21 protein-coding genes are annotated in these 24,738 nt (G+C 70.9%); 12 read left to right on the top strand and 9 right to left on the bottom strand.

Going from position 1 to position 24,738, the window contains the following annotated elements; all coding sequences use genetic code 11:
- Positions 1 to 105: 105 nt before the first annotated feature.
- The 5 genes from ACFVQ0_RS28600 to ACFVQ0_RS28620 all read right to left on the bottom strand — a co-directional run bounded on the left by ACFVQ0_RS28600 (position 106) and on the right by ACFVQ0_RS28620 (position 5,294).
- A complete protein-coding gene (locus ACFVQ0_RS28600; RefSeq protein ID WP_390092070.1) occupies positions 106 to 1,287 on the bottom strand; it encodes an acyl-CoA dehydrogenase family protein in 1,182 nt (393 codons plus the stop codon).
- 141 nt (positions 1,288 to 1,428) lie between these two features.
- Positions 1,429 to 2,370, bottom strand: coding sequence for a TauD/TfdA dioxygenase family protein (locus tag ACFVQ0_RS28605; RefSeq protein WP_390092071.1), 942 nt, complete (start codon positions 2,368 to 2,370; stop codon positions 1,429 to 1,431).
- 29 nt (positions 2,371 to 2,399) lie between these two features.
- Positions 2,400 to 3,296, bottom strand: a complete 897-nt coding sequence (locus tag ACFVQ0_RS28610) for an ABC transporter ATP-binding protein (RefSeq protein WP_390092072.1) — start codon at positions 3,294 to 3,296, stop codon at positions 2,400 to 2,402.
- Positions 3,280 to 4,332: an ABC transporter substrate-binding protein gene (locus ACFVQ0_RS28615; protein WP_390092073.1), complete on the bottom strand. Its 1,053-nt coding sequence runs from the start codon at positions 4,330 to 4,332 to the stop codon at positions 3,280 to 3,282. The genes ACFVQ0_RS28610 and ACFVQ0_RS28615 overlap by 17 nt, the downstream gene beginning before the upstream one ends.
- Before the next feature lie 89 nt (positions 4,333 to 4,421).
- A complete protein-coding gene (locus ACFVQ0_RS28620) occupies positions 4,422 to 5,294 on the bottom strand; it encodes an ABC transporter permease (protein WP_390092074.1) in 873 nt (290 codons plus the stop codon).
- Positions 5,295 to 6,396: 1,102 nt separating this feature from the next.
- Here ACFVQ0_RS28620 and ACFVQ0_RS28625 point away from each other — a divergent pair.
- Genes ACFVQ0_RS28625 through ACFVQ0_RS28650 form a run of 6 tightly spaced genes read left to right on the top strand, consistent with a single transcriptional unit; the run spans position 6,397 to position 12,622 of the window.
- Positions 6,397 to 7,485: a substrate-binding domain-containing protein gene (locus ACFVQ0_RS28625; protein WP_390092075.1), complete on the top strand. Its 1,089-nt coding sequence runs from the start codon at positions 6,397 to 6,399 to the stop codon at positions 7,483 to 7,485.
- Between the two features lie 38 nt (positions 7,486 to 7,523).
- Positions 7,524 to 8,612: a mandelate racemase/muconate lactonizing enzyme family protein gene (locus ACFVQ0_RS28630; protein WP_390092076.1), complete on the top strand. Its 1,089-nt coding sequence runs from the start codon at positions 7,524 to 7,526 to the stop codon at positions 8,610 to 8,612.
- Positions 8,609 to 9,685, top strand: coding sequence for an ABC transporter permease (locus tag ACFVQ0_RS28635; protein WP_390092077.1), 1,077 nt, complete (start codon positions 8,609 to 8,611; stop codon positions 9,683 to 9,685). The genes ACFVQ0_RS28630 and ACFVQ0_RS28635 overlap by 4 nt, the downstream gene beginning before the upstream one ends.
- On the top strand, positions 9,682 to 10,761 hold the full coding sequence (locus ACFVQ0_RS28640) for an ABC transporter permease (protein ID WP_390092078.1): 1,080 nt from the start codon (positions 9,682 to 9,684) through the stop codon (positions 10,759 to 10,761). The genes ACFVQ0_RS28635 and ACFVQ0_RS28640 overlap by 4 nt, the downstream gene beginning before the upstream one ends.
- A complete protein-coding gene (locus ACFVQ0_RS28645; protein WP_390092079.1) occupies positions 10,758 to 12,302 on the top strand; it encodes a sugar ABC transporter ATP-binding protein in 1,545 nt (514 codons plus the stop codon). The genes ACFVQ0_RS28640 and ACFVQ0_RS28645 overlap by 4 nt, the downstream gene beginning before the upstream one ends.
- Positions 12,299 to 12,622: an L-rhamnose mutarotase gene (locus ACFVQ0_RS28650; RefSeq protein ID WP_390092080.1), complete on the top strand. Its 324-nt coding sequence runs from the start codon at positions 12,299 to 12,301 to the stop codon at positions 12,620 to 12,622. Before ACFVQ0_RS28645 ends, ACFVQ0_RS28650 begins: the two co-directional genes overlap by 4 nt.
- Positions 12,623 to 12,758: 136 nt before the next feature.
- Here ACFVQ0_RS28650 and ACFVQ0_RS28655 read toward each other — a convergent pair whose 3' ends face one another.
- Positions 12,759 to 13,475, bottom strand: a complete 717-nt coding sequence (locus ACFVQ0_RS28655; protein WP_390092081.1) for a GntR family transcriptional regulator — start codon at positions 13,473 to 13,475, stop codon at positions 12,759 to 12,761.
- A 316-nt stretch (positions 13,476 to 13,791) separates the two neighbouring features.
- On the opposite strand from ACFVQ0_RS28655, the gene ACFVQ0_RS28660 reads away from it, so the two are divergent.
- On the top strand, positions 13,792 to 14,793 hold the full coding sequence (locus ACFVQ0_RS28660) for a DUF3533 domain-containing protein (RefSeq protein WP_390092082.1): 1,002 nt from the start codon (positions 13,792 to 13,794) through the stop codon (positions 14,791 to 14,793).
- 39 nt (positions 14,794 to 14,832) lie between these two features.
- Here ACFVQ0_RS28660 and ACFVQ0_RS28665 read toward each other — a convergent pair whose 3' ends face one another.
- Positions 14,833 to 17,568 (bottom strand): SpoIIE family protein phosphatase, encoded by a 2,736-nt coding sequence (locus ACFVQ0_RS28665; protein ID WP_390092083.1) that lies wholly within the window; start codon positions 17,566 to 17,568, stop codon positions 14,833 to 14,835.
- Positions 17,569 to 17,970: 402 nt separating this feature from the next.
- On the opposite strand from ACFVQ0_RS28665, the gene ACFVQ0_RS28670 reads away from it, so the two are divergent.
- The 3 genes from ACFVQ0_RS28670 (at position 17,971) to ACFVQ0_RS28680 (ending at position 20,631) form a co-directional block, all read left to right on the top strand.
- Entirely contained in the window at positions 17,971 to 18,351 is a 381-nt protein-coding gene (locus ACFVQ0_RS28670) for an FKBP-type peptidyl-prolyl cis-trans isomerase (RefSeq protein ID WP_390092084.1), read from the top strand.
- Positions 18,352 to 18,502: 151 nt separating this feature from the next.
- Complete coding sequence (locus ACFVQ0_RS28675; protein WP_390092085.1) at positions 18,503 to 19,696, top strand: NAD(P)/FAD-dependent oxidoreductase; 1,194 nt, start codon at positions 18,503 to 18,505, stop codon at positions 19,694 to 19,696.
- Positions 19,693 to 20,631: an RNA polymerase sigma-70 factor gene (locus ACFVQ0_RS28680; RefSeq protein WP_390092086.1), complete on the top strand. Its 939-nt coding sequence runs from the start codon at positions 19,693 to 19,695 to the stop codon at positions 20,629 to 20,631. Before ACFVQ0_RS28675 ends, ACFVQ0_RS28680 begins: the two co-directional genes overlap by 4 nt.
- 22 nt (positions 20,632 to 20,653) lie before the next feature.
- Here ACFVQ0_RS28680 and ACFVQ0_RS28685 read toward each other — a convergent pair whose 3' ends face one another.
- The gene (locus ACFVQ0_RS28685; protein ID WP_390092087.1) at positions 20,654 to 22,072 is read right to left on the bottom strand and encodes an MFS transporter; all 1,419 of its coding nucleotides are present in this window, start codon (positions 22,070 to 22,072) and stop codon (positions 20,654 to 20,656) included.
- Entirely contained in the window at positions 22,072 to 22,617 is a 546-nt protein-coding gene (locus ACFVQ0_RS28690; protein WP_390092088.1) for a carboxymuconolactone decarboxylase family protein, read from the bottom strand. Before ACFVQ0_RS28690 ends, ACFVQ0_RS28685 begins: the two co-directional genes overlap by 1 nt.
- 41 nt (positions 22,618 to 22,658) lie before the next feature.
- Between ACFVQ0_RS28690 and ACFVQ0_RS28695 the strand changes: the two genes are divergently transcribed.
- Both ACFVQ0_RS28695 and ACFVQ0_RS28700 read left to right on the top strand, forming a co-directional pair.
- Positions 22,659 to 24,122 carry a PLP-dependent aminotransferase family protein gene (locus ACFVQ0_RS28695; RefSeq protein ID WP_390092089.1) on the top strand — a complete coding sequence of 488 codons (1,464 nt, stop codon included), beginning with the start codon at positions 22,659 to 22,661 and terminating at the stop codon, positions 24,120 to 24,122.
- A 99-nt stretch (positions 24,123 to 24,221) separates the two neighbouring features.
- Positions 24,222 to 24,722, top strand: coding sequence for a hypothetical protein (locus tag ACFVQ0_RS28700; protein WP_390092090.1), 501 nt, complete (start codon positions 24,222 to 24,224; stop codon positions 24,720 to 24,722).
- Positions 24,723 to 24,738: the final 16 nt, after the last annotated feature.

Consider the following 24,738-nt stretch of genomic DNA (forward strand, 5'->3'; position numbering starts at 1 on the left):
GGTTGCGTGCTCAGCGCTTGAGGTTGCCTACGCGGAATCAGCGCTTCGCGCTTTGCTGGATGCGTCCGTCGCCCGCAGGCCCTGGGTGCCCCCTCCCCCGGTGGCTCAGACGAACGCGCCGAGCCCCGTGACCGCGCGTCCGGTGATGAGCGTGTTGATCTCCCTGGTCCCCTCGTACGAGTAGAGCGCCTCCGCGTCGGCGACGAAGCGGCCGATGCTGTAGTCGAGCACGATTCCGTTGCCGGCCAGGAGCTCGCGGCCCCAGCCGACGACCTCGCGCATGCGCGTCGTGCAGTGGGCCTTCGCCATCGCCGAGTGCTCGTCGCGGAAGGTGCCCGCGTCCTCCAGCTGGGCGAGCCGGACGACCATTCCGAGGCAGGAGGTGGCGTCGCTCAGCATGCGTACCAGCAGGTCCTGGACCAGCTGGAAGCGGGCGACCGGTCCGCCGAACTGCTCGCGCTCGCGCGTGTAGTCCAGGGCGATGCGGTAGGCGGCCAGCATCACGCCCACGGCTTCCCAGGCCACACCGCTCCGGGTGTGCCGCAGGACGTCTGCGGTGTCCCGGAAGCCGTGGGCCTCCTGGAGCCTGTTCTCCTCGGGGACTCGGCAGTCCTTCAGGACGATGTCGGCGTTCTCCACGGTTCGCAGGGCGATCTTGTTCTCGATGATGCTCGCCGAGAATCCGGGCGTCGAGCTGTCGACCACGAAGCCGAGGACGCCACCATCGCCTCCGTCCTCCCTGGCCCAGACGACCACGAGGTCGGCGAAGGTGGCATTGCCGATCCACCGCTTCTCGCCGTTGAGGACCCAGGTGTCGCCGTCACGCCTCGCTGTGGTCCGCAGACCGGCCGCGACATCGGACCCGCCCTGCGGTTCGGTCAGCGCGAACGCCCCGATCTTCTCCATCCGCCCCATCGCGGGCAGCCAGCGGCTGCGCTGTTCGGCGGAGCCGCAGCGGGCGATGCTGCCCATGGCCAGTCCGGCATGCACGCCGTAGAACGTGGCCATGGAGGCGTCGACGCGGGCCATTTCCATCGCGATGAAGCCGCTGAGCAGGCTGCTCGCCGTGCCGGTGCCGCACTCTTCGAAACCCAGGCCGGCGATGCCCAACTCCCCGTAACGCGGGATCAAGTGGTGTGGGAAGGACGCCTTGCCCCACCAGGTGTCCGCGTGCGGTGCCACCTCCTCGCGCAGGAACTCCCGGACGCGGTGGAGTGTCTTGCGCTCCCCGTCGTCCAGCAGTTCCTCGAAACGGTAAAGGTCCTCTTCGAGCATGCCGTCAGCCATCTGTCCGCCCTCACGCCGCGTAATCGGTCGAGCTCTTCCGCTGCCGGACCGCCTACCCGGTGATCCACCAGGAATACCCGCAGGTGGTCACGGAGCCGCTCCCCCGGTGAGCGGCTCCCAGGCGTGGCTGATGAACGGCGCTCAGTACGGGCGGTCGCCGGCGATGGCTACGCGTTCGGCCACCCGGCGGTGCGGGGCGTAGTCGTTGACCGCGTAGTGCTGGGTGGACCGGTTGTCCCAGAACGCCACATCACCGGCGCGCCAGCTGAACCTGACCTGGAACTCCGGGGCATGGGCCTGCTGGAACAGCAGCCGCAGCAGGCGGTCGCTCTCCTCCCTGGAGAGGCCCACGATCCGGGTGGTGAACGAGGCGTTGACGAAGAGGGTCCGGCGTCCCGTACCGGGGTGGCGCCGGACCACCGGGTGCTCGACCGGCGGGAACTCCTCCTGGTGGGGCGCGAGCCGGTCCGCCGGGTAGAAGCGGGAGAACCCGGGAATGAAGTCGTGCACGGCCCGCGCCCCCTCGATGCGTTCCTTCACCTCCAGCGGCAGGTTGTCGTACGCGGCGGCCATGTCCGCCCACAGGGTGTCGCCGCCGACAGGGGGCACCTCCCGCAGTTGGAGGACCGCTCCGAGGGCGGGGCGTTCGCGGAAGGTCACGTCGGCGTGCCAGACGTTCTCGAACGTCGGTACAGCCGACCGGTCCAGGCGGACGACCTCGGGATCGTCACCGGTGGCGAGCAGCGGGTTGGTCTCCAGGTTCCCCCAGTGCCCGGCGAAGTCGCGCTGCTGCCGGGAGGTGAGGTGCTGGTCGCGGAAGAACAGCACCTTCCATTCGAGCAGCGCCCTGTCGAGCTCCGCGTGCAGAGCCGGGTCAATGGGCCGTGACAGGTCGAGGCCGTGGATCTCCGCGCCGATGACCCGCCCCAGCGGGACCACGGTGAACAGGTCGTAGGGCCGGTCGGTCCATCCTTCGGGCACCCGTCGCAGAGTGCGTGGGCCTTCGTACAGTCCGTCGGCGGGGATGTGGTGGTCGCGCAGGGCGGGCGGGGTGCCTGTCGGGGTCTCGATGGCGGCGGTCATGTTTTCTCCTCCGGTTCGGCGGGGTGCGGTCAGCGGGCGGCGTCGCGTACGGCTGTTCCGATCTCGGCGCGCAGCGCGGCGTACTCGGGCAGGCCACGCAGGTCGTCGGGGGCGACGCCGGTTCGGGGCAGGCCGATGGGGATGTCGAGGGCGGTGGTGCCCGGCCTGGTGGAGAGGACGACGGTTCGGGTGCCGAGGAAGACTGCCTCGTCGACGCTGTGCGTGACGAAGATTGAGGTGGTGCCGGTCTCCGCACTGACCGTTCGCAGATCCTCCTGGAGGCGCTCGCGGGTGAGCGCGTCGAGCGCGGCGAACGGTTCGTCGAGCAGCAGCAGGCGCTTGCCGCCCGCCAGGGCGCGGGCGATGGCTACGCGTTGCTGCTGACCGCCGGAAATCTGCCAGATGCGGCGGCCCGCGGTGTCGGCCAGTCCGACGCGTTCCAGCAACTCGGCTGTGCGAGCGGCGCGTTCGGCGCGGGGAACGCCGGCGTACTTCAGGGCCTGGGCGATGTTGTCGCCGACCGTGCGCCACGGGAAGAGGCGGGGCTGTTGGAACACGATCCCCGCCTGTCGGCCGGGTTCGGGGGTTTCGCCGTTGACGGTGACCTCGCCCTGGGAGGCCCGCTCGAAGCCCGCGATCAGCCGCAGGAGGGTGCTTTTGCCGCACCCGGACGGGCCAACGAGAACGAGGAACTCGCCGGCCGGGATCTCCAACGTGAGCGGTCCGAGCGCGGTCACCGCTTCCGCGCCGCGACCGTACGTATGGCGTACGTCGCGCACGGAGACGGCTGTCGGTGCCGCACCGGTCCACTGCACGGCGGCCTGTTCTGGGCGCGTGGCAGCGGTCGGGTCCTGCTTCTCCACGGCGGGGGCCGCTGCCCCACCCGCGTCGTGGCTGTCGTTGTCGACTTCAGGGAGAGACGGCATCGGTGAGCCCTTCCACGTAGACGGACTTGCGCAGCGTGTCGAGGTCGGGTGCCGCGTCGATCTGCTTCTGGTCGACCAGGAACTGCGCGGCGCTCCGCAGGTTGTCCGCCAGCCCGCCGACTCTGCCCGGGGTGCCGAGCCACTTGGCGTCCGCCTGGTCGGCCGGCTTGAGGAAGGTGCCCTGCTCGATCTGTGCGGCCGCTTCGGCGGGGCTGATGCCGAGCTGCTTGCCCACGGCGGTGGAGGCCGCGGTGGGGTCGTCGTGGATGAGATCGAGCGCCCGGGCCTGTGCCTTCCGCCAGGCGGGCAGCACGTCCGGGTGCGCCTTGATGAAGGCGGTGGAGGCGACCCCGAGGTCGAGAGTGGGGTTTCCGGACGCGGCGAGCTCGCGGCTGGTGATGAGCACCTTGCCGGTCTTCTTCAGCTCGTCGAGGGTCGGCAGCCAGACGTATGAGGCGTCGATGTCGCCGCGGGTCCAGGCCGCCAGGATGTCTTGCGGCTCAAGGTCGAGGAGCTGGACCTTGGAGGCGTCCACGCCTGCCTTGTCGAGAGCGGCCAGCAGGCTGTAGTGCGAGGTGGAGCTGAACGGGGTCGCTACCTTGTGCCCCTCCAGGTCCTCGACCGAGGAGATCTTGGAGCCGTTGCGTGCGACCAGTGCCTCGTTCTCCCCGGCCACATCCAGTACCCAGGTGACCTGGTAGGGAATGTTCAGCGGCTTCGAGAGCCCTCGGGCGACCGGGCTCGACCCGATGGCGGCGAGGTCCACGGCCCCTGCGACGAAGGCGGTGTTGATGCTGGCGCCGGAGTCGAATTTGGTCCATTTGATCGTGTAGTCCGGCAGCGCCTTCTCCAGCCACCCCTTCTCCTTGACGATCAGGTCACCGCTGGGGAAGGCCTGGTAGGCGATGCGTATGGTCTTGCCGCCGCCCTTTCCGCCCTCCCCTGAACCGCCCTGGCCGCACGCGGTCACCACCAGCAGGGCTCCCAGTGCCGCAGCGAGCGAGGAGGTGCGGAGCCAACCGCGTGTTCTGGGCATGTGTGTGTCCTTCTGACGAGTACGAGCGGGAGGAGCCGGGGTACGGAAGCAGGGAAGCGGTACGCGGAGGAGTAGTACTCGACCGCCGGTCATATATGCCGTCGCCACGGGGCGAGCCGGTTCTCCAGCCCGCGTAGCACGGCGTCGATGAGCAGGCCTGAGATGCCGATGGCGAAGAGGCCGAGCACGACCGTGTCGGACTGGTTGTAGCGCTGGGCGTCGCGGATCATTCCGCCGATCCCCGGCAGGCCGTTCACGGTCTCTGCTGCCACCACCGAGGAGTAGGCGATGCCGAAGGCGAGCCGGACGCCGATGAGGATCTCGGGCAGGGCGGAAGGCAGGACGACCGAGGTGACGACCTGTCCGCGTCGGGCCCCGATCGCGCGGGCGGCCTCCACCAGGGCGGTCGGCGCGGATGCGACGGCCGATGCGGTGGCCACCGCGACGGGTGGCATCGCCGCGATGGCCAGCAGCCAGAGCTTGGGCGCCTCGTCGATGCCGAACCAGATGATCAGCAGGCTGAAGTAGGCGAGCGGTGGCAGCGTACGCAGGAACGCCACCGCGGGCTCAAGCACGACCCGTACCCACGGCAGCGTGCCCATGAGCAGCCCGATGACGAGCCCTGCGACAACTCCCGCACCGGCGCCGATGAGAATACGCCGCAGGCTGATGCCGAGGTGTTCGATCAGGGTGTGTCCCTGGTAGCCGCGCACCCCGTCGTGGGTCCCGGAGGTCTCCAGCAGCGCCCGCCATACGGCGCCGGGCGACGGCACCAGTACCGGCGACCACACCTGGAGCGAGACCACCAGTTGCCACAGAGCGAGCAGAGCGACGAGTGCCACCAGCCGGAGCCCCGCACGGCGCCATCGAGCGGCACGTTCGGGCCGGCGATCGGCCCGAGCCTGCTCGCCGGACGGGCCCGGCTCCGCGGTCCGTTCCTGAACAGATATGGGCATGGGCATGAAGGGCTCTCCGGTGGCGTGGAGTGGCGCCGGGCCTGGGGACGGATCGGCGGGGCGAGTCGCGCGTACACAGCTGGGTGGGGACGCGCCGATCGCGCGAGGCGCGCGGCCTATCGGGAGGGGAGATCCGTACGGCCCGTGAGCTTCACGGGGACGTCACTCGGGCATCGCTGTGGATGCCGCGGCAGGCTTCAACAGGAAGCGCTGGAAACGCGGCAGAGATCGATGTGGAGACACTCCACCAGAAGATGATCGCCTGTCACGGCAGTTTTTCTAGCACAGCGGCCGGGGCGACACCAGGAGGCCGCCGAGGACTGAGACGTCGCGGGAAGGCATCAGCCGGTATGTACGGCTTACGGCTTCACCAGAACCCTCGCCGGGCAGCGAGCGACCGGTGGCGTCGGTGGTGCGGTGTGTTCGCCTCGGGCGGGGAGGGTGGCGGTGGTTCCTGTCGCGGGGGCAGAGGCGATGTACGCAGCCGAGGCGGAGGGAGCACATGGTCACTGTCACCGCAGCCTGTTGTGACCGGCATTCCACCTGTCCGATGAGCGCTGGACCTGTCGTGCTGCGCGCCTTCGGCCACGTGCAGGGGGCGTCCTCCGCTCGTTCGGCGTTGCGCCGCGGTACCGCTCGCCGGATCCGGCTGTGCTCCACGGCCGTTGCGGGGCTGCCGCCCGGTGACCGGCTGAGGCGGAAGAGGTGGAGGGGGCTCGCCGCCGCTCCACCACGGCGGCGCGTGTTTCGTGGAAGCGCTGGTCCAGTACCGCGAAGCGGCCGTAGACGGCGAAGCCGTGGCCCTTGTCGGGCAGGCCCCGTACCCCTTCCGGCCGGGAGGGTGACGGCGCTGACCCATCGGTGCGGTTCACCGGCTTGGTGCTACTGCCTCAGCCCCAACAATCCTATGTGATTCAGCATGCCTCGACCCCGGAAGGTCGTACGCCGAGAGGCCGGGATTTCGCCCCGACACGGAGAAGTTGACCTCCCACCGCAGGGATAGGAACGGCGCATCAAAGTATTCGACGCACGGGCCTTGACGAGGTGATCCCCGCTACCGCAGCATCTCGGCAACAGAATCCTATCTGATTCAACCGAGGCAATGATCATGATCCTTCGCAGATCCGCGGTGCCCGCTGCCGCTGCCCTCGCCCTCCTGGCCATCGCCTCGACGGCATGCACCGTGAAGACCTCCGACGGCAGCGGGCCGGCCGGGGCCGCGACCGCCAACACCGGCAAGGGGAGCGCCGAGCTCGCCGACGGTTCCGGTGTCAAGATCGCCCTCGTTCCGGGCGGCGCCCACCCGTACTTCCAGCCCTGGAAGAAGGCCGGCGCGGATGCCGAGAAGACGCTGAAGCTGGGCGATGTCACGCTCGACGAGACCGCCGAGTGGGACCAGCAGAAGCAGAACAACCTGCTGTCGACCCTGGCCGCGCGCGGCTACAACGCCTTCGGCGTCTTCGGGGTGTCCCCCACCGACGTCAACACCACCTTCGCCGACCTCAAGTCCCAGGGCTTCGCGGTGGCGTCCCTGGGCTCGTGCCCCGCCGGGGGCAGGAACGAGGCGGACTTCTGCCTCTCCACCGATGTCGAACTCGCCGCCTACAAGGCGGCCGAGGCGACCATCGAGGCGATGGGCGGCAAGGGCACGATCGTGCACCTGACCGGCAACAACGTCGACGCCAACACGCAGCTGCGGATCAAGGGCGTGCGGAAGGCCGTGCAGGAGTCGGGCGGCAAGGTCGACCTGCTGCAGAACATCACCGATATCGACAAGGACCTCCAGACCGCGCAGAAGGCCGTCTCCGACCTTCTCGCGACCAAGGGCTCGCGGATCCAGGGCATCGTCTCGACCGCGTACAACCCGGCGGTCGCCGCCGCCGAGGCCGTCCAGGAGACCGGCTCGAAGGCCAAGGTCGTGGCGATCGACGACGACGCCAAGATCCTCTCCTCGATCAAGAACGGTTCGGTGAGCGCCACAGTCGTGCAGAACCCGGTCGGTCAGGCCGAGATCGGCGCATGGGCGCTCGCGCTGCTGCAGAGCAAGCAGTGCACGTTCAAGCGGCCGGGCCAGGTCATCGACTCGGGTTCCTTCGTCGTCACGAAGAAGGACCTCGGCACGTACGACAAGGCTCGCGACGCCAAGACAGCCGAGCTGAAGAAGCAGTTCGCCGACGAGTACCTCTCCTGCGGCTGACCGTTCCGGCCCAAACGACAGAAAGTCAGCGCACCCGCATGACCATGATCACGAAAGCGACGGCCCTGCTGGCCGACATCGCGGTGGAGACCGACCGCACCGACGCCGTGCAGTCGTTCGTCAAACAGGAGACGATCCTCGTCACCCTGACGACCACGGACGGCATCGAGGGAACCGGCTACGCCTACACCATCGGCACCGGCGGATCGTCCGTCCTGGCGCTGCTGCGCGACCACCTGCTGCCGCTCCTCGCCGGTAAGGACGCCCGCAATGTGGAGGGGCTCTGGCAGGAGTTGTTCGGCCTGACCCGTGCCACCACCACCGGCGCCATCACCTCGCTCGCGCTCGCCGCGATCGACACGGCGCTGTGGGACCTGCGCTGCAAGCGCGCCGGTGAACCCCTGTGGCGGCTGGCCGGTGGTCACCGCCGGGAGATACCGGTGTACGACACCGAGGGCGGCTGGCTCCACCTCGGCACCGACGAGCTGGTCGAGTCGGCCCTCGCCGCGAAGGAGGCGCGGTTCTCCGGCGTCAAGATCAAGGTCGGCAAGCCGCACCCGGCGGAGGACGCGGAGCGCCTGCGTGCCGTGCGCGAGGCCGTGGGTCCGTTCCTGCACATCATGACCGACGCGAACCAGTCGCAGTCGTTGTCCTCCGCCGTGCGGCTGGCCGCCGCACTGGAACCGTACGATCCGTACTGGCTCGAAGAGCCCATGCCCGCCGACGACATCAGCGGCCACGCCCGGCTCGCCCGCTCGACCCGGATCCCGGTCGCGGTAGGCGAGTCGATGTACGCGCCGATGCAGTTCCGCGGCTATCTGGAGGCGGGCGCCGCCTCCGTCGTACAGGTCGACGTGGCCAGGGTCGGCGGGATCACGCCGTGGCTGAAGGTCGCCCACCTCGCCGAGACGTTCAACGTCAAGGTCTGTCCGCACTTCCTGATGGAACTGCACGTCAGTCTCGTCGCCGCCGTCGCCAACGGCGCGTACGTGGAGTACATCCCGCAGCTGCGCGCGGTCACCCGCACCGAGCTGACCGTGCGGGACGGTCTGGCCGTCGCTCCGGACGAGCCGGGTATCGGGATCGACTGGGACATCGACGCCATCGACCGGCGGAGGGTGTCATGAAGACGGCCGTGGCTCCATCCGGCAGCGAAACGGACCGCCCCACCGAAGGGGCCCGGCCGGCGCACCGGCTGCCGTTCTGGGTCAACCAGCGCCTCGGACTCCTCGTCATCATCGTCGCGCTCGCCGCGCTGTTCGGCGTCCTGCGCCCGGCGTTCTTCGACGAGCGGCTGGTGCTCTTCCCGCTGCTGAGGGACATCTCGACGCTGACGGTGGTGGCACTGGCGCAGATGGTGGTGCTGTCCATCGGGCACATGAACCTCGCCGTCGGACGCATGGCCGCCTTCGGCGCGTTCTTCGCCGGTTTCGGCTACGACCGGCTCGGTCTGTCGCTGCCGCTCGGCCTGGTGCTGTGCCTGGTGGCGGGCTGTGCGATCGGCGCGCTGACCGGCTGGATCATCGCCCGTACGGGCGTGAACTCCTTCGTGGTGACGCTGGCCATGGACTTCGCCCTGCTGGGACTGGTCTCGCTGCTCTACTCGGCCTTCACGGACAACGCCGCGTTCACCACCCGTCCGGACGGGCTGGCGGAACTGCGTTCCTACTCGCTCGCCGACATCTGTGCCGGGCGGGTCTGCGGCTCGGCCGCCGTCCCGCAGATCATCCAGTTCACCGTGATCGCCCTCATCGGCCTCGGCTTCCTCTACTCCCGTACCCGCATGGGACGCGAGCTGCTGCTCACCGGCGCCAATCCGAAGGCCGCCGAGCTGTCCGGCATCCCCACCGGCCGCAGGATCGTCCTCGCGCACGCGCTCTCGGGGCTGCTCGCCGCGCTGGCCGGCTTCATGGCCGCCGTCGGTACGGGCACGTTCCGCGCGTCCATCGGCGACGACTTCATGCTCCCGTCGTTCCTGGGAGCGGTCCTGGGCGGAACGCTGCTCACCGGGGGCGTCGTCTCCGTCGTGGGCGCTCTGCTCGGCACCTCGCTGGTCGGTGTGATCCGCAAGGGGCTGGACCTGCTCGGCGTCGGTCTCGAAAGCCTCAACATCTACCTCGGCTGTGTCCTGCTCCTGGCCCTGTCCGCCGACCGGGTGCGCAGCGTCGTGTCCTACCGCAAGGTGGTGCGTTCCACATGACCCCGCTCCAGGACGGCAGGACGGCCGCGTGGTCCGCGCTGCGCCGCTTCTCGCGCTCCACGACGACCACTCTGCTGGGCGTGGTCGTCGTCGGCTACGTCGCGCTCGGTGTCTCGTCGTCCGGCACCTTCTTCGAAGGGCCCTCTCTCCGTACGTTCCTGCAGTACCTCGCCACACCGGTCCTCATCGGACTGGCCCAGATGGTCGCCCTGTGTGTGGGGCAGCTGAATCTCGCGGTCGGTGCGCTGGGCGGGTTCAGCGCCTGTCTGATGGGCGTTCTGATGGCCGACGCAGGTGTCCCGGCCGGGCTCGCCGTCCTCATCGGTGTGCTGGGCGCGACCCTGATCGGCCTGATCACCGGCGTGTTCATCGTCGCCACACGCATCAACGGTTTCATCGTGACGCTCGGCACCATGACCATCCTGCTGGGTGCGCAGTACCGGCTCTCCGGCACCCGCACCATCGACGGTTACTCCGCCACGCTGCGCGACCTCGGTCGTTCCGCGCCGCTGAACATCCCGCTGGTCTTCGTCACGGCCCTGGTCGCGGCGGCTCTGCTCGCCGCCTTCATGTACCGCACCGTCGCGGGGCGGCGGCTGCTGGCGGCGGGCGGTAACCCGCTCGCCGCCAGGTTGTCGGGCATCTCCACCGACCGGCAGATCGTGCTCGCGCACACCCTGTCCGGGCTGCTCATCGGCATCGCCGCGCTGACCGCCACGGCCTCGCTGCCCGGGGTCAACCGCAGTGTCGGCGGAGACTGGCTGCTGCCCAGTTTCGCCGCGCCCATCATCGGCGGCATGGCGCTGACCGGTGGCTCCGTCGCGGTTCTCGGGACCGTGCTCGCCGCCTTCGTCATGCGCCTGATCGATACCGCGCGGGCTCAGTTCTCGCTCGACCCGAGCTGGGTCAACTTCCTCATCGGGGTGGTCGTTCTCGGCACGGTCGTCGGCGGTCGCCTGCACCAGGGTCACCTCGCCAGGAAGGGTGGGGCACCGGGCGGCGCTCCCCCGCCGGCACCTCCGCAGGAGACACCCCGGCCGACGGCCGTACCGACACGGACGGGAGAGGCCCGATGAGCGAAGTCCTGCTGGAATGCGATCAGATCGTCAAGGTCTTCCCCGGTGTGCGCGCGCTCGACGGCGTCGGCCTGCGGCTCACCGCCGGCTCCGTGCACGCCCTGCTCGGCGAGAACGGGGCGGGGAAGTCCACCCTCATCAAGGTGATCACCGGCGTGCACGCGCCCGACGGCGGCAGGCTGCTCAAGGGCGGCCAGGAGATCCAGCTGCGCTCCCCGCTGGACGCCATGCGGGCCGGCGTCGGCGTCGTCCACCAGGAGCGCAACCTGATCCCCGGGTTCTCGGTGGCCGAGAACATCACACTGCAGAACCCGCCCTCGCGCCGGGGCCTGGTCGACCGGGAGGCCATGACGGCTCCGGCCCGGCGCTGTCTTGCCGAACTCGGCCTCGATATCGATCCGCACCAGCTGGTGTCCGAACTCTCGGTCGCGCAGCAGCAGTTGGTGGAGATCGCCAAGGCACTCCACACCGACAGCAGGGTTCTACTGCTCGACGAGCCGACCGCCTCGCTCTCCCCGCAGGAGGCCGAGCGTCTCTTCGATGTCGTGCGGCGGCTCACCGAGCGCGGCACCTGTGTGGTCTTCGTCAGTCACAAGCTGGAGGAGGTCTTCGCGGTCTGCGACACCGTCACCGTGCTGCGCGACGGCCGGTCGGTACTGGAATCGGCGCCGCTCGCGGAGCACACCCAGGACGATGTCGTGACCCTGATGGTCGGACGCGCCCACGCGGTGACGGCGATGGCCCCGCGGCCCGTGGACACGTCCGCGACGCCCGCGCTCTCCCTCATCGGGCTCTCGACGGCTTCCGGCCACCGTGACATCTCCCTCGACGTGCGCCCCGGGGAGATCGTCGGGCTGTACGGCCTGGTCGGCGCGGGGCGCAGCGAACTGGTCAAGGCGGTGCTCGGTCTGGACCGCGTGACCGGCGGTGAGATCCGGGTGTACGGGGAGCCCGCGCGGATCGGCTCGCCGCGGCAGGCGCTGCACGGGTACGGGATCGGCTATCTGACGGAGAACCGCAAGGAGGAGGGTGTCTTCCTGGAACAGACCGTCCTCCGCAACATCACCGTGTCGGTGTGGCGGAAGCTGGCGAACGCGATCGGGTACGTCCCCGCCCGCCGGGAACGCGAGATCGCGGAGGACCTCGTCGAGCGCCTCGGCATCAGGGTCTCGGGGCTGGCGCAGAACGCCGGTGAGCTGTCGGGCGGCAATCAGCAGAAGGTCAGCCTGTCGAAGTGGCTGGCGGCCGACACCCGGCTGCTGGTCGTCGACGAGCCGACCGTGGGTGTGGACGTGCGGACCAAGCACGCCTTCCACGAGCTGATCTGGGAGCTTGCCCGCGACGGTCTGCCGATCCTGCTGATCAGCAGCGATCTGGCGGAGATGGTGACCCTGGCCGACCGGGTGGTCGTGATGGCCGGTCACCGCGTGCGCGGTGAGGTGGCCAACGACCACGACTACGACCGGATGAGCGGCCGGATCATCCGTATGATCCACGACCGGCCGGTCGTGGCCGGTTCCCCGAAGGGACCGGTCGCGTGAGGCGGGTCGCGCAGGTCATCGGCCTGCGGCCCGAGATGGCGGCGGAGTACCGGGAGCTGCACCGTGCCGTTCCCGAGCCCGTGCTCGACCGGCTGCGACGCTCCCATATCGCCAACTACTCGATCCACCTGCTCGGCGACCGGCTGTTCAGTTACTTCGAGTACCACGGCGACGACCTGGCCGCCGATCTCGCGCTGATGGCGGACGACCCGGCCACCCAGGAGTGGTGGCGACTCACCGCTCCCTGCCAGCGGCCCGTGGCGGAGGCCGGGCCCGGCGCCCGGTGGGTGTCGGCCGAGCAGGTCTTCCTCATGGAGTAGGCCGTGGGTCTCCGCACGAGACCGTTCAGCGGGGCCGGTGCGCCGTTCCCGCAAGGAGAACCACATCCGCGAACCGGCCGCCCCGCCGAACACGGTGTGCAAGCTGTCACGGACGTCGGGGCGCCGGCCCGGCCGGTCACCTCTCCTGGAACCGGCTGAGCTGGCGCTCCAGGCTGTGCGCCAGATGGTCCGTCATCGCCTGTGCGGCCCGCTCGGCACTGCGGCGCAGTATCGCCCGGACGACCCGCTCGTGCTCGGCGAGGGTCGGATCGTCCTCGGCGGGAAGGCTGCTGAGGCGGAAGACGTGGAGATGCGAGTGGAGTCGTTCGACCGCGTCCCGGAGCAGGGGGCGGCGGGCGGCGACCGCGACGGCGTCGTGGAAGCGCTGGTCCAGGGCGGCGAATTCGCGGTAGGACGCGTAGGGGCCCGCGGGGCTGGGGCGGGCCTCCATGTCCTCCTGGATGGCCTCGATGGCGTCGAGCTGGGACTCGTCGGCGTGCAGGGCCGCCAGTGCCGCGGCCTGCGGCTCCAGGAGGAGGCGCATCTCGAACAGTTCCTCGACGCCTTGCCGGGTGAGGAGCTCGGTCGCCCGGTATCCGGAGAGGGACCGCTTGACCACGAGGCCGTCCGACTCCAGGCGGGCCAGCGCCTCGCGGACCGGGGTCGGTGAGACGTCGAGTCTGCGGGAGAGGGCTTCGATGCCGACGCGGGCTCCCGGCGCGATCTCGTGGTCCATGACCATGGCCTTGATGTCCTCGTAGACGCTGTCGGACAGCGGCTGGCGGACCGGTGCCGTGGCGGGCTCGGGCGCCCCCGCCCGGTCGTCGACGACGGGCGGGTCGTTCGCCGGCATCCAGATCTCCTCGTTTCACCCCACGTGCGGCCACCAGCAGTTTAGCGAAGGGGAACGGGCGAACTGCTGGGATCACCGTGGTCTCGCCGGGCGCCGGTCGCGCTGGTCGGCATGCCGGTGCGGGCCCGGCCCGGAGGTGTCGAGCCGCTGCCCGCTCCGACCGAGGTGTGTGCGGCGGACGACCCGGTCACCGTTCGGACCCGTCCGGGCTGCGGGAGCTCCGACTTGCGTCGAAGTTGGACGTATGCCAGCACAGAGCCCGGCCGGTGTTCCCGGCGGTCATTCGTCCCCGCGCTTCCGCGCTGCGGGCGAAGGCATGAGCGGGCGATCGGTACGCCTGCTCCTCGGGGTGCTGGTCCTGCAGACAGCGTTCGTCCTCTCGTGCGTCGGCGCGTTCCGTGCTCCCGTCCCGCACCGCATCGCCCTGGCCGTCATGGCTCCCACGACGCGGATCGCCGACGACACCTTCTACCAGCTCGCGTTGCTGCCCGGAGAGCCGGTGGACCCGCTGCTGGTGGCCGACGAGGACGCCGCTCTGGACCGGATCCACAGTCGTGAGGTGGAGGGTGCGCTGGTCCTCTCCCGATCCGGCACCGCCGACCTGTTGCTGGTCGCCAGTGGGGCGGGCCCCCTGCTGGCCGAGGAACTCGCCACGCACGTCATCGCGGCGGAGAGGCATCAGGGCCGCACGGTCCGAGTCCGGGACGTGGTGCCGATCGCGCCGGGGGACAAGCGTCTCCTCTCCTCCTTCTCGCTCGTGGTGGGCTGGTGTGCGGGCGGCGTCCTGTGCGCCCTGGTACAGGCGTACGGTGCCCGGCGCAGTCGTCCGGCGGGATCGCGCGCGTCGGTCGCCATGGGTGTGCTGCTGGTGTGTTCGGTGCTTGCCGGGCTCCTCGGTGTGCTGGCCGCCAGGACTCTTCTGGACGCGGTGCCAGGAAACTTCTGGGCACTGTGGGCTCTGGGATCCTTGTTGGTTCTGGCGGTCGGTGCCCTCACGCTCGCCCTGTACGAACTGGCCGGGGCGCTGGGAGTCGGGCTGGCGTTCCTGCTGGTGGTCGTCGTCGGTGTGCCGGGCGCGGGCGGGGTGTATCCCACCGAGTTGCTGCCCGCGTTCTGGCGCACTGTGGGCCCGTACCTGCCGCCGGGCGCGGGCCTGGACGCCGTGGATTCGATCGCCTACTTCCATGGCGCGGGTGCCGGTGCTTCGTGGTGGACGCTTGTGGTCTGGGCCGGTGGGGGCGCGGCCGTTGTCCTGCTGGGCGGAGTTCTCGTATCCCGGCCCCGTACCCCCGCCGCGAGGGCCACCCGGCGGCCCTGACTCGCAGTTGCCATGACGAGGTCACCGGCCCCGGGGGCGTCACCAGTCTTCGTCCGGCCACTGGTCGAGCAGTGCTTCGCCGTTGAGGCTGGTGTGGGGTACCTCGATGCCGAGGGACTGCTCGGCCCAGATGACTTTGCCACGTGCGGTGTAGCGCGTGCCCCAGCGGTGTGCGAGCCGGGCGATGATGAACAGGCCGCGCCCGCCCTCCTCTGTGGTGGCCGCCTGACGGACGTGCGGGGCGGTGCTGCTGCCGTCGGCGACTTCACAGATGAGAGTGTCGTCGTTGTGCAGCAGCCGGAGCCGGATCGGCGGGGCTCCGTACCGGATCGCGTTGGTGACCAGCTCGCTGACGATGAGTTCCGCCGTATAGGTGGCGTCCGCCAGTCCCCACCCGGTCACCACACGCGCCGCTTCCGCGCGGATCCGGGAGACGGCAGTCGGATCGTCGGGGATGTCCCAGTCGGCCACCCGGCCGGGGTCCATTCGCCGGGTGCGGGCGACGAGCAGGGCTACGTCGTCCGTGGGCCGCTCGGTCAGCAGGGCGTCGAGGACCGCTTGGCAGGTTTCCTCGGGGTCCGGGTCACCGGGGCCGGCCAGCGTGGTGCGCAGGATGTCCAGCCCCGCGTCGATGTCGCGGCCGCGCCGCTCGACCAGCCCGTCGGTGAACAGGACCAGCCTGCTCCCTTCCGGCAGCACGAGTTCGGTGGTCTCCACCGGCAGGCCCTCGTTGATCCCGAGCGGCGGCGACCCGGGGATCTCCGGATAGGTGACGGTGCCGTCCGGGAGCACCAGGGCCGGGCCCGGGTGACCGGCCCTGGCCAGGGTGCAGTGCCCGGTGACCGGGTCGTAGATGGCGTAGAGGCAGGTGGCGCCGGAGACGTCGACGTCGCTGTCCCCCTCCGCGTCGAGGCGGCTGACGAGGGCGTCGAGGTGGGCGAGGAGTTCGTCCGGGGAGAGGTCCAAGGCGGAGAAGTTGTGCACCGCGGTGCGCAACCGTCCCATGGTGGCCGCGGCGTGGAGGCCGTGGCCGACGACATCACCGACCACCAGTGCGACCCGGACTCCGGGCAGCGGGATGATGTCGTACCAGTCCCCGCCCACGCCCGGCTGGGCCGGGAGGTAGCGATGGGCCACCTCAAGGGCGGATTGTGCGGGCAGGGCGCTAGGCAGCAGGCTGCGCTGGAGGGTGACGGCCATGGCGTGCTCGCGGGTGAAGCGGCGGGCGTTGTCGATGGCCACACCCGCTCTGGCCGCCAGTTCCTCCGCGACGGACAGGTCCTCGGGCTCGAAGGGCCCCTTGTCCTTGCGCCAGAAGTCCACGCTCCCCAGCACCACACCGCGTGGCTGCAACGGGGCGGAGACGAGGGAGTGGATGCCGTAGTCCAGGACGGCGCGTGCCCGTGGCGGGTCCAGGGCGATCCAGCCATCGGCGGCCGAGAGATCGGCCGCGAGGACGGCCCGGCCGCCTGCCACACCGGGCTCCGCGGGGATGCCGGCAGGCAAGTGCAGCACCTCCCCCACCGGGTGGAGGGGGTGGTCGTCGCGGATGCCGGCGATCGCTGTGCGGCGCATGTCGGAGTCCGCTCCGGTGGGTTCCTCGCCGCGCAGTACGGGGTCCAGCAGCTCCACGGTGACGAAGTCGGCGAACCGGGGCACCGCCACGGCCGCCAGTTCCTCCGCGGTGCGGGCCACATCGAGCGTGGTGCCGATCCGCGTCCCGGCGTCGTAGAGCAGTCGCAGCCGGGAGCGCGCCACTTCTGCCCGGCCGGCCAGTTCACGCAGCTCGGTGGTGTCGCGCAGGGTGACCACGCTGCCCCGTGGGCCGCCCGGCCCCTCGACGGTGCGGAGGTTGACGGCGAGGAGCCGGTCGCCGTTGGCGTGGACCTCGTCGCTGGCTGTCCGGCCCGAGACGAGGAGCTGCGTCGTGGCCGGGGTCAGTCCGAGGTCGGCCACCGCGTGTTGCTCGGCGTCGCGCGGCAGGTCGAGCAGGCGTCGCGCCTCGTCGTTGGCGAGCGTGAGAACGCCCCGGTCGTCGATGATGAGCACGCCTTCGCGGACCGAGTGGAGGACCGCGTCATGGTGCTCGTACATCCGTGTCATCTCGGCGGATCCCAGGCCGTGGGTCTGATGGCGCAGGCGTTTGCTGACGGCCGCCGCCCCGGCCGCGGCCAGCAGGAGTGCACCGCCCGCGACCGCCAGGATCGCGGGGAGCTGGTGGGTGACCATCTCGTTCACGCTCTTGACGTAGATGCCCACCGAGATCAGTCCGACGACCCGGCCCCTGGCGTCGAACACAGCGACAGTCGTGTCGACGGCCCGTCCCAGGGCGCTGTTGAACGTCTCCTGGAAGGGCTTGCCCGTGAGCGCGGGTCCGTAGCTGCCGGTGACATGGCCGCCGATGCGGCTCGGATCGGGGTGGGACCAGCGGATGCCGTTCGGGGCGAACGCCACCACGTAGCCGACGTGGGCGTTCTTGCGCATCTTCTCCGAACTGGGCTGGAGCACCCGTGTCGGGTCGGCCGACCGCATCGCCGCGGCGGTGCCCGGTGCGTCCCGGAACGCCACGGCGACGGCGAGCGACCTGTCCCGCGCCTCGGCTGTGGCGTTGTGCTGGGACTGGAGAAGGAGCACCAGGAAGGTGGCGGCGATGAGCAGGACCGCGACGGCCACCTGCAGCAGGAACACCTGTCCCGCGACGCTCCGCGGCACCAGGTCGGGAAACCGGCCACGACGCCTGTCCCGGAACCGCTGCGCAGACCCTTGCTCGACCATTCGCCCAGCATCACCGAGGAAGGGCCCACAGAGCGGCTGACCGCGCCGCTGGGCGGTGGTGCCTCACACGACGGGGCCACAGAAGCCCGTGCGGGAACGGTTCCGGCGCGGGACAGCCGTCCGCGGGCAGCGGCGGTTTCGGTCCCGCTCACCTGATCAGCCGCAATTCAGTCTTTTCGCCCGGTCGCGGCGGCGCTGACGCCCAGGGCGATCATGGTGGGCCCACCGATCCCGCCGACCGCGAACCCCTCCCGGAGAGTCCGCCGACCACTGTGCGCGGCCTCCGCCCCTTTGACCGCGGCATGCACCTTCCGGACCTGGGGCGGACGGAGTACGGCATAGAGTGGCTGCGCGTCGGCCGGTCCGCACGAGAGCCACCGGCGGCGAGCGAATGAGGCTGCGATGAGTGAACCGACGAAGCCCGGGATCGACCGTCCGGAGGGTGACGCTCCCGATGAACTGACCATCCGCGACCTCGTCGTCGGGGACGGGCTTGAGGCGAAGCCGGGCAGGGTGGTCCAGGTTCACTACGTCGGCGTCACCTTCGCGTCGGGAAAGGAATTCGATTCCTCCTGGGACCGGGGCAAGGCGTTCAAGTTCGCCGTGGGCGGTGGCAGGGTGATCAAGGGCTGGGACCGCGGGATCAGAGGGATGAAGGCCGGCGGCCGGCGCGAGATCATCGTTCCCCCACACCTCGGCTACGGCAACCAGTCGCCCTCCGTGCTGATCCCGGCGGGCTCGACACTCGTCTTCGTGGTGGACCTCCTCTCCGTCGCGGTCTGACGCCTTCCGCTGTCGAACCCGGCCGGCGCCGAGCCGGCCGAGCGTGTGAAGCAGTTCACATCCGCCTCATGTCACGAACAGGCGAGCAGCTTGCGTCTGGTGGTCGTTCGCAAGGCCCGAACGGCTACCAGACGAAAGAGGCGGCAACGCGATGAACACAACAGAGGCGCGGAAGCACGAGGTCCTGGTCCTGGGTGCCGGTTACGCCGGTCTCGCCGCCGCGATCCAGCTCGCGGCCCGCACCAGGAAGCGTGGCGACGTGCGCGTGACGGTGGTCAACCCCTGCGAGAACTTTACCGAACGGCTCCGCCTGCACATGACGGCCACGGGCCAGGAGACGGCCGGGATGAGCATCCCGGAGCTGCTGGAGGGGACCGGCGCCGAATTCGTCCGCGGCTGGGTCACCGCCGTGGACGCCGAGGCGAAGACCGTCCGGATCGACGACGACCGGGTCCTGGGCTACGACACCCTTGTCTACGGTCTGGGCAGCGTCGCCGACACCGTCGCCGTCCCCGGAGTCGATGCCCACGCGCACACCCTGAACAGCCCACAGGACGCCGCCCTCCTCGCCGGCCGGCTGGCCGGGCTCGGCGGCGGGACGGTGGTGGTCGCCGGCTGCGGTCTCACCGGAGTCGAGGCCGCGGCGGAGATCGCCGAACGGCACCCGGAGCTCCAGGTGACACTGCTGGGCCGGGAGGGACCCGGGGCGGGCATGCACCCGAGGGCCAGGGCCCACCTGGAAGCCGGGCTCGCCCGGCTCGGAGTACGGGTACTCGCGGGCGTCGAAGTCATCAAGGTGCTGCCGGACAGCGTCGAGCTGGCGGACGGCTCCGGCGTCCCGGCGGGCGCCGTGCTGTGGACCAGCGGGACCCGCGTCCCGCCACTGGCCGCCGCCGCGGGCCTGAGCGTCGACGAGCGGGGCCGGCTGATCACCGACAGGGCGCTGCGGTCCGTCTCCCACCCCGATGTCCACGCCGTGGGCGACGCGGCGGCGATCCGGCAGGGCTACGGCGTGATGCACGGGACCTGCCAGGGCGGCATGCCCACCGGCGTGCACGCGGCCCTCACGATCCTGCGGACACTGGCCGGCAAGGAGCCCAAGCCCTTCCGCTTCGGCTACTACCACACACCGGTCAGCCTGGGCCGCGAAGACGGCGTCGTGCAGTTCACTCGCCCCGACGACAGCCCGCGCCGCATCGTGCTGACCGGGAAGCGGGCCGCGCGGTATAAGGAGACGGTCACCGCCTCGCCGTGGCCGACCTTCGCCCGGATGAAGAGGATTCCCGCCTCGGGCGCGTTCTGGCCGCACGGCGGGCGCTACACCCGCATCCGGAGTGCCAAATGATTCAGCCGCAGCAGGCCGACCGCGACCAGTCGGCCTTCCAGCAGTACCGCACCCTGCTCTTCTCCGTCGCGTACCGCATCCTCGGTACCGCCGTCGACGCGGAGGACGTGGTCCAGGACGCCTGGCTCAAGTGGTCGGCGGCCGACCGTTCCCAGGTCGCCGACCCCAAGTCCTATCTGACCCGGATCGTCTCCAACCTGTCGATGGAGCTGCTCCGTTCGACCCGCCGTCAGCGGGAGACGTATGTCGGGCCGTGGCTCCCCGAGCCGATACTCACCGGCCCCGCCGCGGCCGAGGACGTCGTCGCGGCGGACTCGGTCTCCGTAGCCCTGCTCGTCGTGCTGGAGACTCTCAGCCCGCTGGAGCGTGCGGTCTTCGTACTGAAGGAGGTGTTCGCCTTCAGCTACGCGGAGATCGCGGAGGCCGTGGAACGCGCCGAGCCGGCCGTCCGGCAGGCGGCGCACCGTGCCCGCGAGCACGTACGGGCGCGCCGTCCCCGGTTCTCCACCGACCGTACCGCCCAACGTGATGTGGCCGAGCGGTTCTTCGCGGCGGCGACAGGTGGAGACATCAACGCCCTCATGGAGTTGCTGTCCCCGGACGTGACCCTGTGGACCGATGGCGGCGGCAAGGTCCGTCAGGCACTCAAGCCGGTCGTGGGCCTGAAGAGCGTGGCGGGCTGGTTCGCCGCACTCGGCACGGCCAGCTACCAGGGCGTCGAACCCCATGAGATGCGGGCCGAGTTCACCTGGATCAACGGCGGACCGGGTGTGGTCTTCCACGCCCCGGGCCGTGTGCTCGCGACGATATCGTTCGACTTCGACCCGGAGGGCCGTATCTCGGCCATCCACAACGTGGCCAACCCCGACAAGCTCCGCGCCGTCACCGCGGGGACCCGGTTCCGGGTCGAGGGCGAGGGCGTGGTGCCGGAGTGACCGGCGTCCCCGGCCCGCCAGGTCACCGGGTGGCCCTGCGGGGGAAGCCCAGGGCTACCACCGCCGTCAGCACGATGCCCGCCGTCGCCACGAGGAGCGCGGTCCGCGTGCCGTCCACCGTGGCCGCCGCCGAGGCGTGGTCGCCGAGACCCGCGATGCCGACCAGGACCGCGAGGCCCACCGCGCCGCCGATCTGCTGGGCCGTGGACGCCATGCCGGAGGCGATGCCCTGCTCGTGGCCCGCGATGCCCGCGGCGGCGGCGCCGAACATCAGGGTGTAGGCCGTCCCCTGGCCGAGGCCGAGGACCAGGAAGCCGGGGACCAGCGCGGTGTAGGAACCGTCGGCGGCCATCGCGAGGGCCACCGTGGCGGTGCCCGCCGCGCCGAGCGCCAGGCTGCCGGCCATCGCGGTGCGGGTGCCGAGCCGTGTGGTGGTGCGGCCCGCGAGGAGGGAGCCCGCGGTGATCGCGAGCATCGGGACGAGGTAGGCGAGGCCGGTGCGCAGGGCGCCGTAGCCCAGCACGTTCTGGAAGTAGCCGGTGAGGAAGTACGCGAGGCTGCCGATCGTCGCCATGAAGAGGAACGTCACCGCCATGCCGGTGCGCAGACCGCGGCCGCGGAGCAGCCGCAGGGGCATCAGGGGGTCGGGGGTGCGGGCCTCGATGAGGAGGAAGGCGGCCAGCAGGGTCGCGCCCGCCGTCGCGGAGAGCGTGACCGTCGCGGACAGCCAGCCCGAGTCCGGGCCCTGGACCAGGGCGACGACCAGGCCCGTGACGCCGAGCGTGGAGGTCAGGGCGCCGGGCAGGTCGATGCGGCGGCCGGCCCGCCGGGCGGTGTCCGGGGTGATGAGGCGGAAGGCGGCCACCACCCCGATCAGGGCCAGCGGGACATTGACGTACAGCACCGAGCGCCAGCCGAGGAGTTGGGTCAGTACGCCGCCGAGCAGCGCGCCCACGATGAGTCCGCTGCCGCCCGCCGCGCCCCACACCGAGTAGGCGCGGTCGCGCTCGCGGCCCTCGGGGAAGAGCGTGCCGACGAGGGTGAGGGTCGCGGGGAAGAGGAACGCGCCGCCGATGCCCTGCACGGCTCGGGCCGCGATCAGCGGAGCGGGTCCGGTGGCGAGGCCGCCCGCCAGCGACGAGACGCCGTACAGGCCCAGTCCGAGTACGAAGGTGCGGCGTGGGCCGAACAGGTCGCAGGCGCGGCCGCCGAGGAGCAGGAAGCCGCCGAAGGCGACGGCGTAGGCGCTGATCACCCACTGGAGGTGCTGTGCGGAGAAGCCCAGGCCCGTGCCGATCCGGGGCAGCGCCACGTAGACGATGTTGTAGTCGACGGAGATGATCAGTTGGGCGAAGGCGAGGAGAGCGAGCGTCGCGGCGCTCGTCCTCCCGCTCCGGGCGGGGGCCGGGTGCCGGCCGGTCCCCGCCTCCAGGGCCGCCATCAGTGGGCCGCCCTCTCGTCCTCGCCCGCGACCTTCGCGGTGCTCAGGGCGATGCGGTTCCAGGTGTTGATGGTGAAGATCAGGGCGAGGACGCGGGCCAGTTCCGGTTCGTCGAAGTGGCGGGCGGCCTGTGCGTAGACGTCGTCGGGGACGCCGCCGTGGGAGACCAGGGTGACCGCCTCCGTCATGGCGAGGGCGGCCTGTTCCTGCTCGGTGAAGAAGCGACGGGCCTCGCGCCAGACGCCGATCATGTGCAGCCTGGCCTCGTCCTCGCCGGCCTTGCGGGCGTCGGAGGTGTGCATGTGGAGGCAGTAGGCGCAGCCGTTGAGGAGCGAGGCGCGGATCTGGATCAGCTCGACGAGGGCCGGGTCGAGGCCCTCGCGGGCGGCGGCGTCGAAGCCGATGAGGGCCTTGAACGCCTTGGGGGCGGCCTTGGCGAAGTTGATGCGCGGGGCGTGGTCGTGAGCGGTGGGGGGCGTGTGGGGTGCGGTCGTGGTGGTGTGGGGTGCGGTCGTGTTGGTGTGCGCGTTGTCTGTCATGATCATGAATCTACGGCCGTGAAAGACCTCCGGTAAGGTGCATTTTCATGCCGGAATCATGGGTCAATTTGGCGGAGCGCCTCGGCAGCGACCTGTATCTGGAGCTGTCGGGTCCCGGCAGTCGCCGCGCCGTTCTCATCCGCGCGCTGCGGGACGCCGTGCGCGAGGGACTGCTCGCGCCGGGCACCCGCCTGCCGCCCTACCGCTCGCTCGCCGCCGACCTGGGCCTGGCCCGTAACACGGTCGCCGACGCGTACGCGGAGCTGGTCGCCGAGGGCTGGCTGACCGCGCGTCAGGGCTCCGGGACGCGGGTGGCGGAAGGTGCCGCGCCGCCCGTGCGCGCCCGGCAGCCGAAGCCCGCTCCCGTGCCGCCCACCGCCCATCGGCACAATCTGCGCCAGGGTGTTCCGGAGGCCGCCTCCTTCCCTCGAACGGCCTGGCTCGCGGCCGCCCGGCGCGCGCTGGGCGCCGCACCGGACGAGGTCTTCGGGCCCGGCGATCCGCGCGGCCGCGTCGAGCTTCGCCGCGCGCTCACCGACTATCTGACGCGCGTGCGCGGGGTTCGCGTCGATCCCGAGCGGATCGTGGTGTGCTCCGGCTTCGCGCACGCGCTGCGGCTGCTGTTCGACGGCTCGCGTGGCGCGGGCGGCGCGACGCTGCGTGGTCCTTTCGCCGTGGAGTCGTACGGGCTCCGCTTCCACAGCGACATCCTGGAGAGCTCGGGCGTTCGGACGGTGCCGCTGGATCTGGACGAACAGGGCGCTCTGGTGCACCAGTTGGCCGAGCACCCACGGGTACGCGGCGTCCTGCTCACGCCCGCGCACCAGTTCCCGACCGGCGGACCGCTGCATCCGGCCCGGCGCGCCTCGGTCATCGACTGGGCCCGCACCCACGACGGTCTGATTCTTGAGGACGACTACGACGGGGAGTTCCGCTACGACCGCGTGCCCGTCGGCGCCGTACAGGGCCTGGACCCCGAACGGGTCGTCTACCTCGGCTCGGTCAGCAAGAGCCTGTCCCCGGCGGTGCGTCTCGGCTGGATGGTGCTGCCCGCGAGGCTCGTCGACGGCGTGCTCGCCGCCAAGGGCACGCGGGAGTCGTCGGCGAGCGTCCTCGACCAGCTCACGCTCGCCGACTTCATCACCTCCGGGCAGTACGACCGTCACATCCGCCGGATGCGGCAGCGCTACCGGCACCGCCGCGACCGGCTCGTCAGAGCCCTCGCCGAACAGGCCCCGCACATCACGGCCACCGGCGTCGCGGCGGGACTGCATGCCGTCCTTCGGCTGCCGCCCGGCACGGAGGCGTCCGCGGTCAAGGCCGCGTCCTGGCAGGGGATCGCGCTGGACGGCCTCGCCGGGTTCCGGCACCCACGGGCGTCTATGCCGGCCGGGGACGGTCTGGTCATCGGGTACTCGACGCCGCCGGAACACGCGTACGGGGCAGCGGTCGAGGCACTGCTCCGGGCGCTGCCGGCCGGCGTCGCCGAGCCCCCGGCCCCGCGGCCATGAGGTCTCTCCGACCGCGCCCGGCGGGCCGCCCCGTTCTTTACGCGCCCCGCGTGGAGTGGGAAGTTGGAGGGCCGGTGGCGCCTGCGGAAGGGATCGCACATGGCCTCGGACCACGACATGCTGTGGTCTCGCTGCGCGTTCCTGGGGCGCGCCCTGCTGCCACTGCTCGACCAGGAGCTGTGGCGCCGGGACCGCCGCCGGGAGGGGCTGGAAGGCTGGGGCATCGACACGGTGGTGGGGGAACGGCTCATCGAGATCTTCGCGGCCCTGGCAGGCCACGCTGTCGCGCTGGATGATTCCTTGTCCGCGGCGGAGTTCGAGAACCTGCCGCTCAGCAGCGTGGCCGACGCGGCGACCGGCAAGTGCGACTTCGAGCTGCTCGCCGGGCTCCCGGACACCTTCGCCGACGACCGCGACGAAGTCGCTGTCACGATCTTCCGGCTGTACGCCTACAGAGGCGGCCGGTCCAGTCTCCAGCTCATGCGACTCGGCACGGAGGTACGCCGGACGTTGACCGTCCTCGCCGCCCGCGAGCCGTCACCGTCACCGACGTGCGCCGACCTCCTACGCCGGGCGGCCGAGGCCGGCCTGCCGCAGTAGGCACACCGGCGCCGGT

The organism is Streptomyces sp. NPDC057900 (assembly GCF_042887885.1).
GTDB lineage: Bacteria > Actinomycetota > Actinomycetes > Streptomycetales > Streptomycetaceae > Streptomyces.

Bases quoted from the DNA above. Each gene is read 5' to 3' on its own strand.
- ACFVQ0_RS28640 (WP_390092078.1), top strand. From the start codon at position 9,682: ATGACCCCGCTCCAGGACGGCAGGACGGCCGCGTGGTCCGCGCTGCGC.
- ACFVQ0_RS28615 (WP_390092073.1), bottom strand. From the start codon at position 4,332: ATGCCCAGAACACGCGGTTGGCTCCGCACCTCCTCGCTCGCTGCGGCA.
- ACFVQ0_RS28605 (WP_390092071.1), bottom strand. From the start codon at position 2,370: ATGACCGCCGCCATCGAGACCCCGACAGGCACCCCGCCCGCCCTGCGC.
- ACFVQ0_RS28690 (WP_390092088.1), bottom strand. From the start codon at position 22,617: ATGATCATGACAGACAACGCGCACACCAACACGACCGCACCCCACACC.
- ACFVQ0_RS28680 (WP_390092086.1), top strand. From the start codon at position 19,693: ATGATTCAGCCGCAGCAGGCCGACCGCGACCAGTCGGCCTTCCAGCAG.
- ACFVQ0_RS28700 (WP_390092090.1), top strand. From the start codon at position 24,222: ATGGCCTCGGACCACGACATGCTGTGGTCTCGCTGCGCGTTCCTGGGG.
- ACFVQ0_RS28685 (WP_390092087.1), bottom strand. From the start codon at position 22,072: ATGGCGGCCCTGGAGGCGGGGACCGGCCGGCACCCGGCCCCCGCCCGG.
- ACFVQ0_RS28655 (WP_390092081.1), bottom strand. From the start codon at position 13,475: ATGCCGGCGAACGACCCGCCCGTCGTCGACGACCGGGCGGGGGCGCCC.
- ACFVQ0_RS28635 (WP_390092077.1), top strand. From the start codon at position 8,609: ATGAAGACGGCCGTGGCTCCATCCGGCAGCGAAACGGACCGCCCCACC.
- ACFVQ0_RS28630 (WP_390092076.1), top strand. From the start codon at position 7,524: ATGACCATGATCACGAAAGCGACGGCCCTGCTGGCCGACATCGCGGTG.
- ACFVQ0_RS28610 (WP_390092072.1), bottom strand. From the start codon at position 3,296: ATGCCGTCTCTCCCTGAAGTCGACAACGACAGCCACGACGCGGGTGGG.
- ACFVQ0_RS28675 (WP_390092085.1), top strand. From the start codon at position 18,503: ATGAACACAACAGAGGCGCGGAAGCACGAGGTCCTGGTCCTGGGTGCC.
- ACFVQ0_RS28665 (WP_390092083.1), bottom strand. From the start codon at position 17,568: ATGGTCGAGCAAGGGTCTGCGCAGCGGTTCCGGGACAGGCGTCGTGGC.
- ACFVQ0_RS28645 (WP_390092079.1), top strand. From the start codon at position 10,758: ATGAGCGAAGTCCTGCTGGAATGCGATCAGATCGTCAAGGTCTTCCCC.
- ACFVQ0_RS28695 (WP_390092089.1), top strand. From the start codon at position 22,659: ATGCCGGAATCATGGGTCAATTTGGCGGAGCGCCTCGGCAGCGACCTG.
- ACFVQ0_RS28600 (WP_390092070.1), bottom strand. From the start codon at position 1,287: ATGGCTGACGGCATGCTCGAAGAGGACCTTTACCGTTTCGAGGAACTG.
- ACFVQ0_RS28660 (WP_390092082.1), top strand. From the start codon at position 13,792: ATGAGCGGGCGATCGGTACGCCTGCTCCTCGGGGTGCTGGTCCTGCAG.
- ACFVQ0_RS28625 (WP_390092075.1), top strand. From the start codon at position 6,397: ATGATCCTTCGCAGATCCGCGGTGCCCGCTGCCGCTGCCCTCGCCCTC.
- ACFVQ0_RS28670 (WP_390092084.1), top strand. From the start codon at position 17,971: ATGAGTGAACCGACGAAGCCCGGGATCGACCGTCCGGAGGGTGACGCT.
- ACFVQ0_RS28620 (WP_390092074.1), bottom strand. From the start codon at position 5,294: ATGCCCATGCCCATATCTGTTCAGGAACGGACCGCGGAGCCGGGCCCG.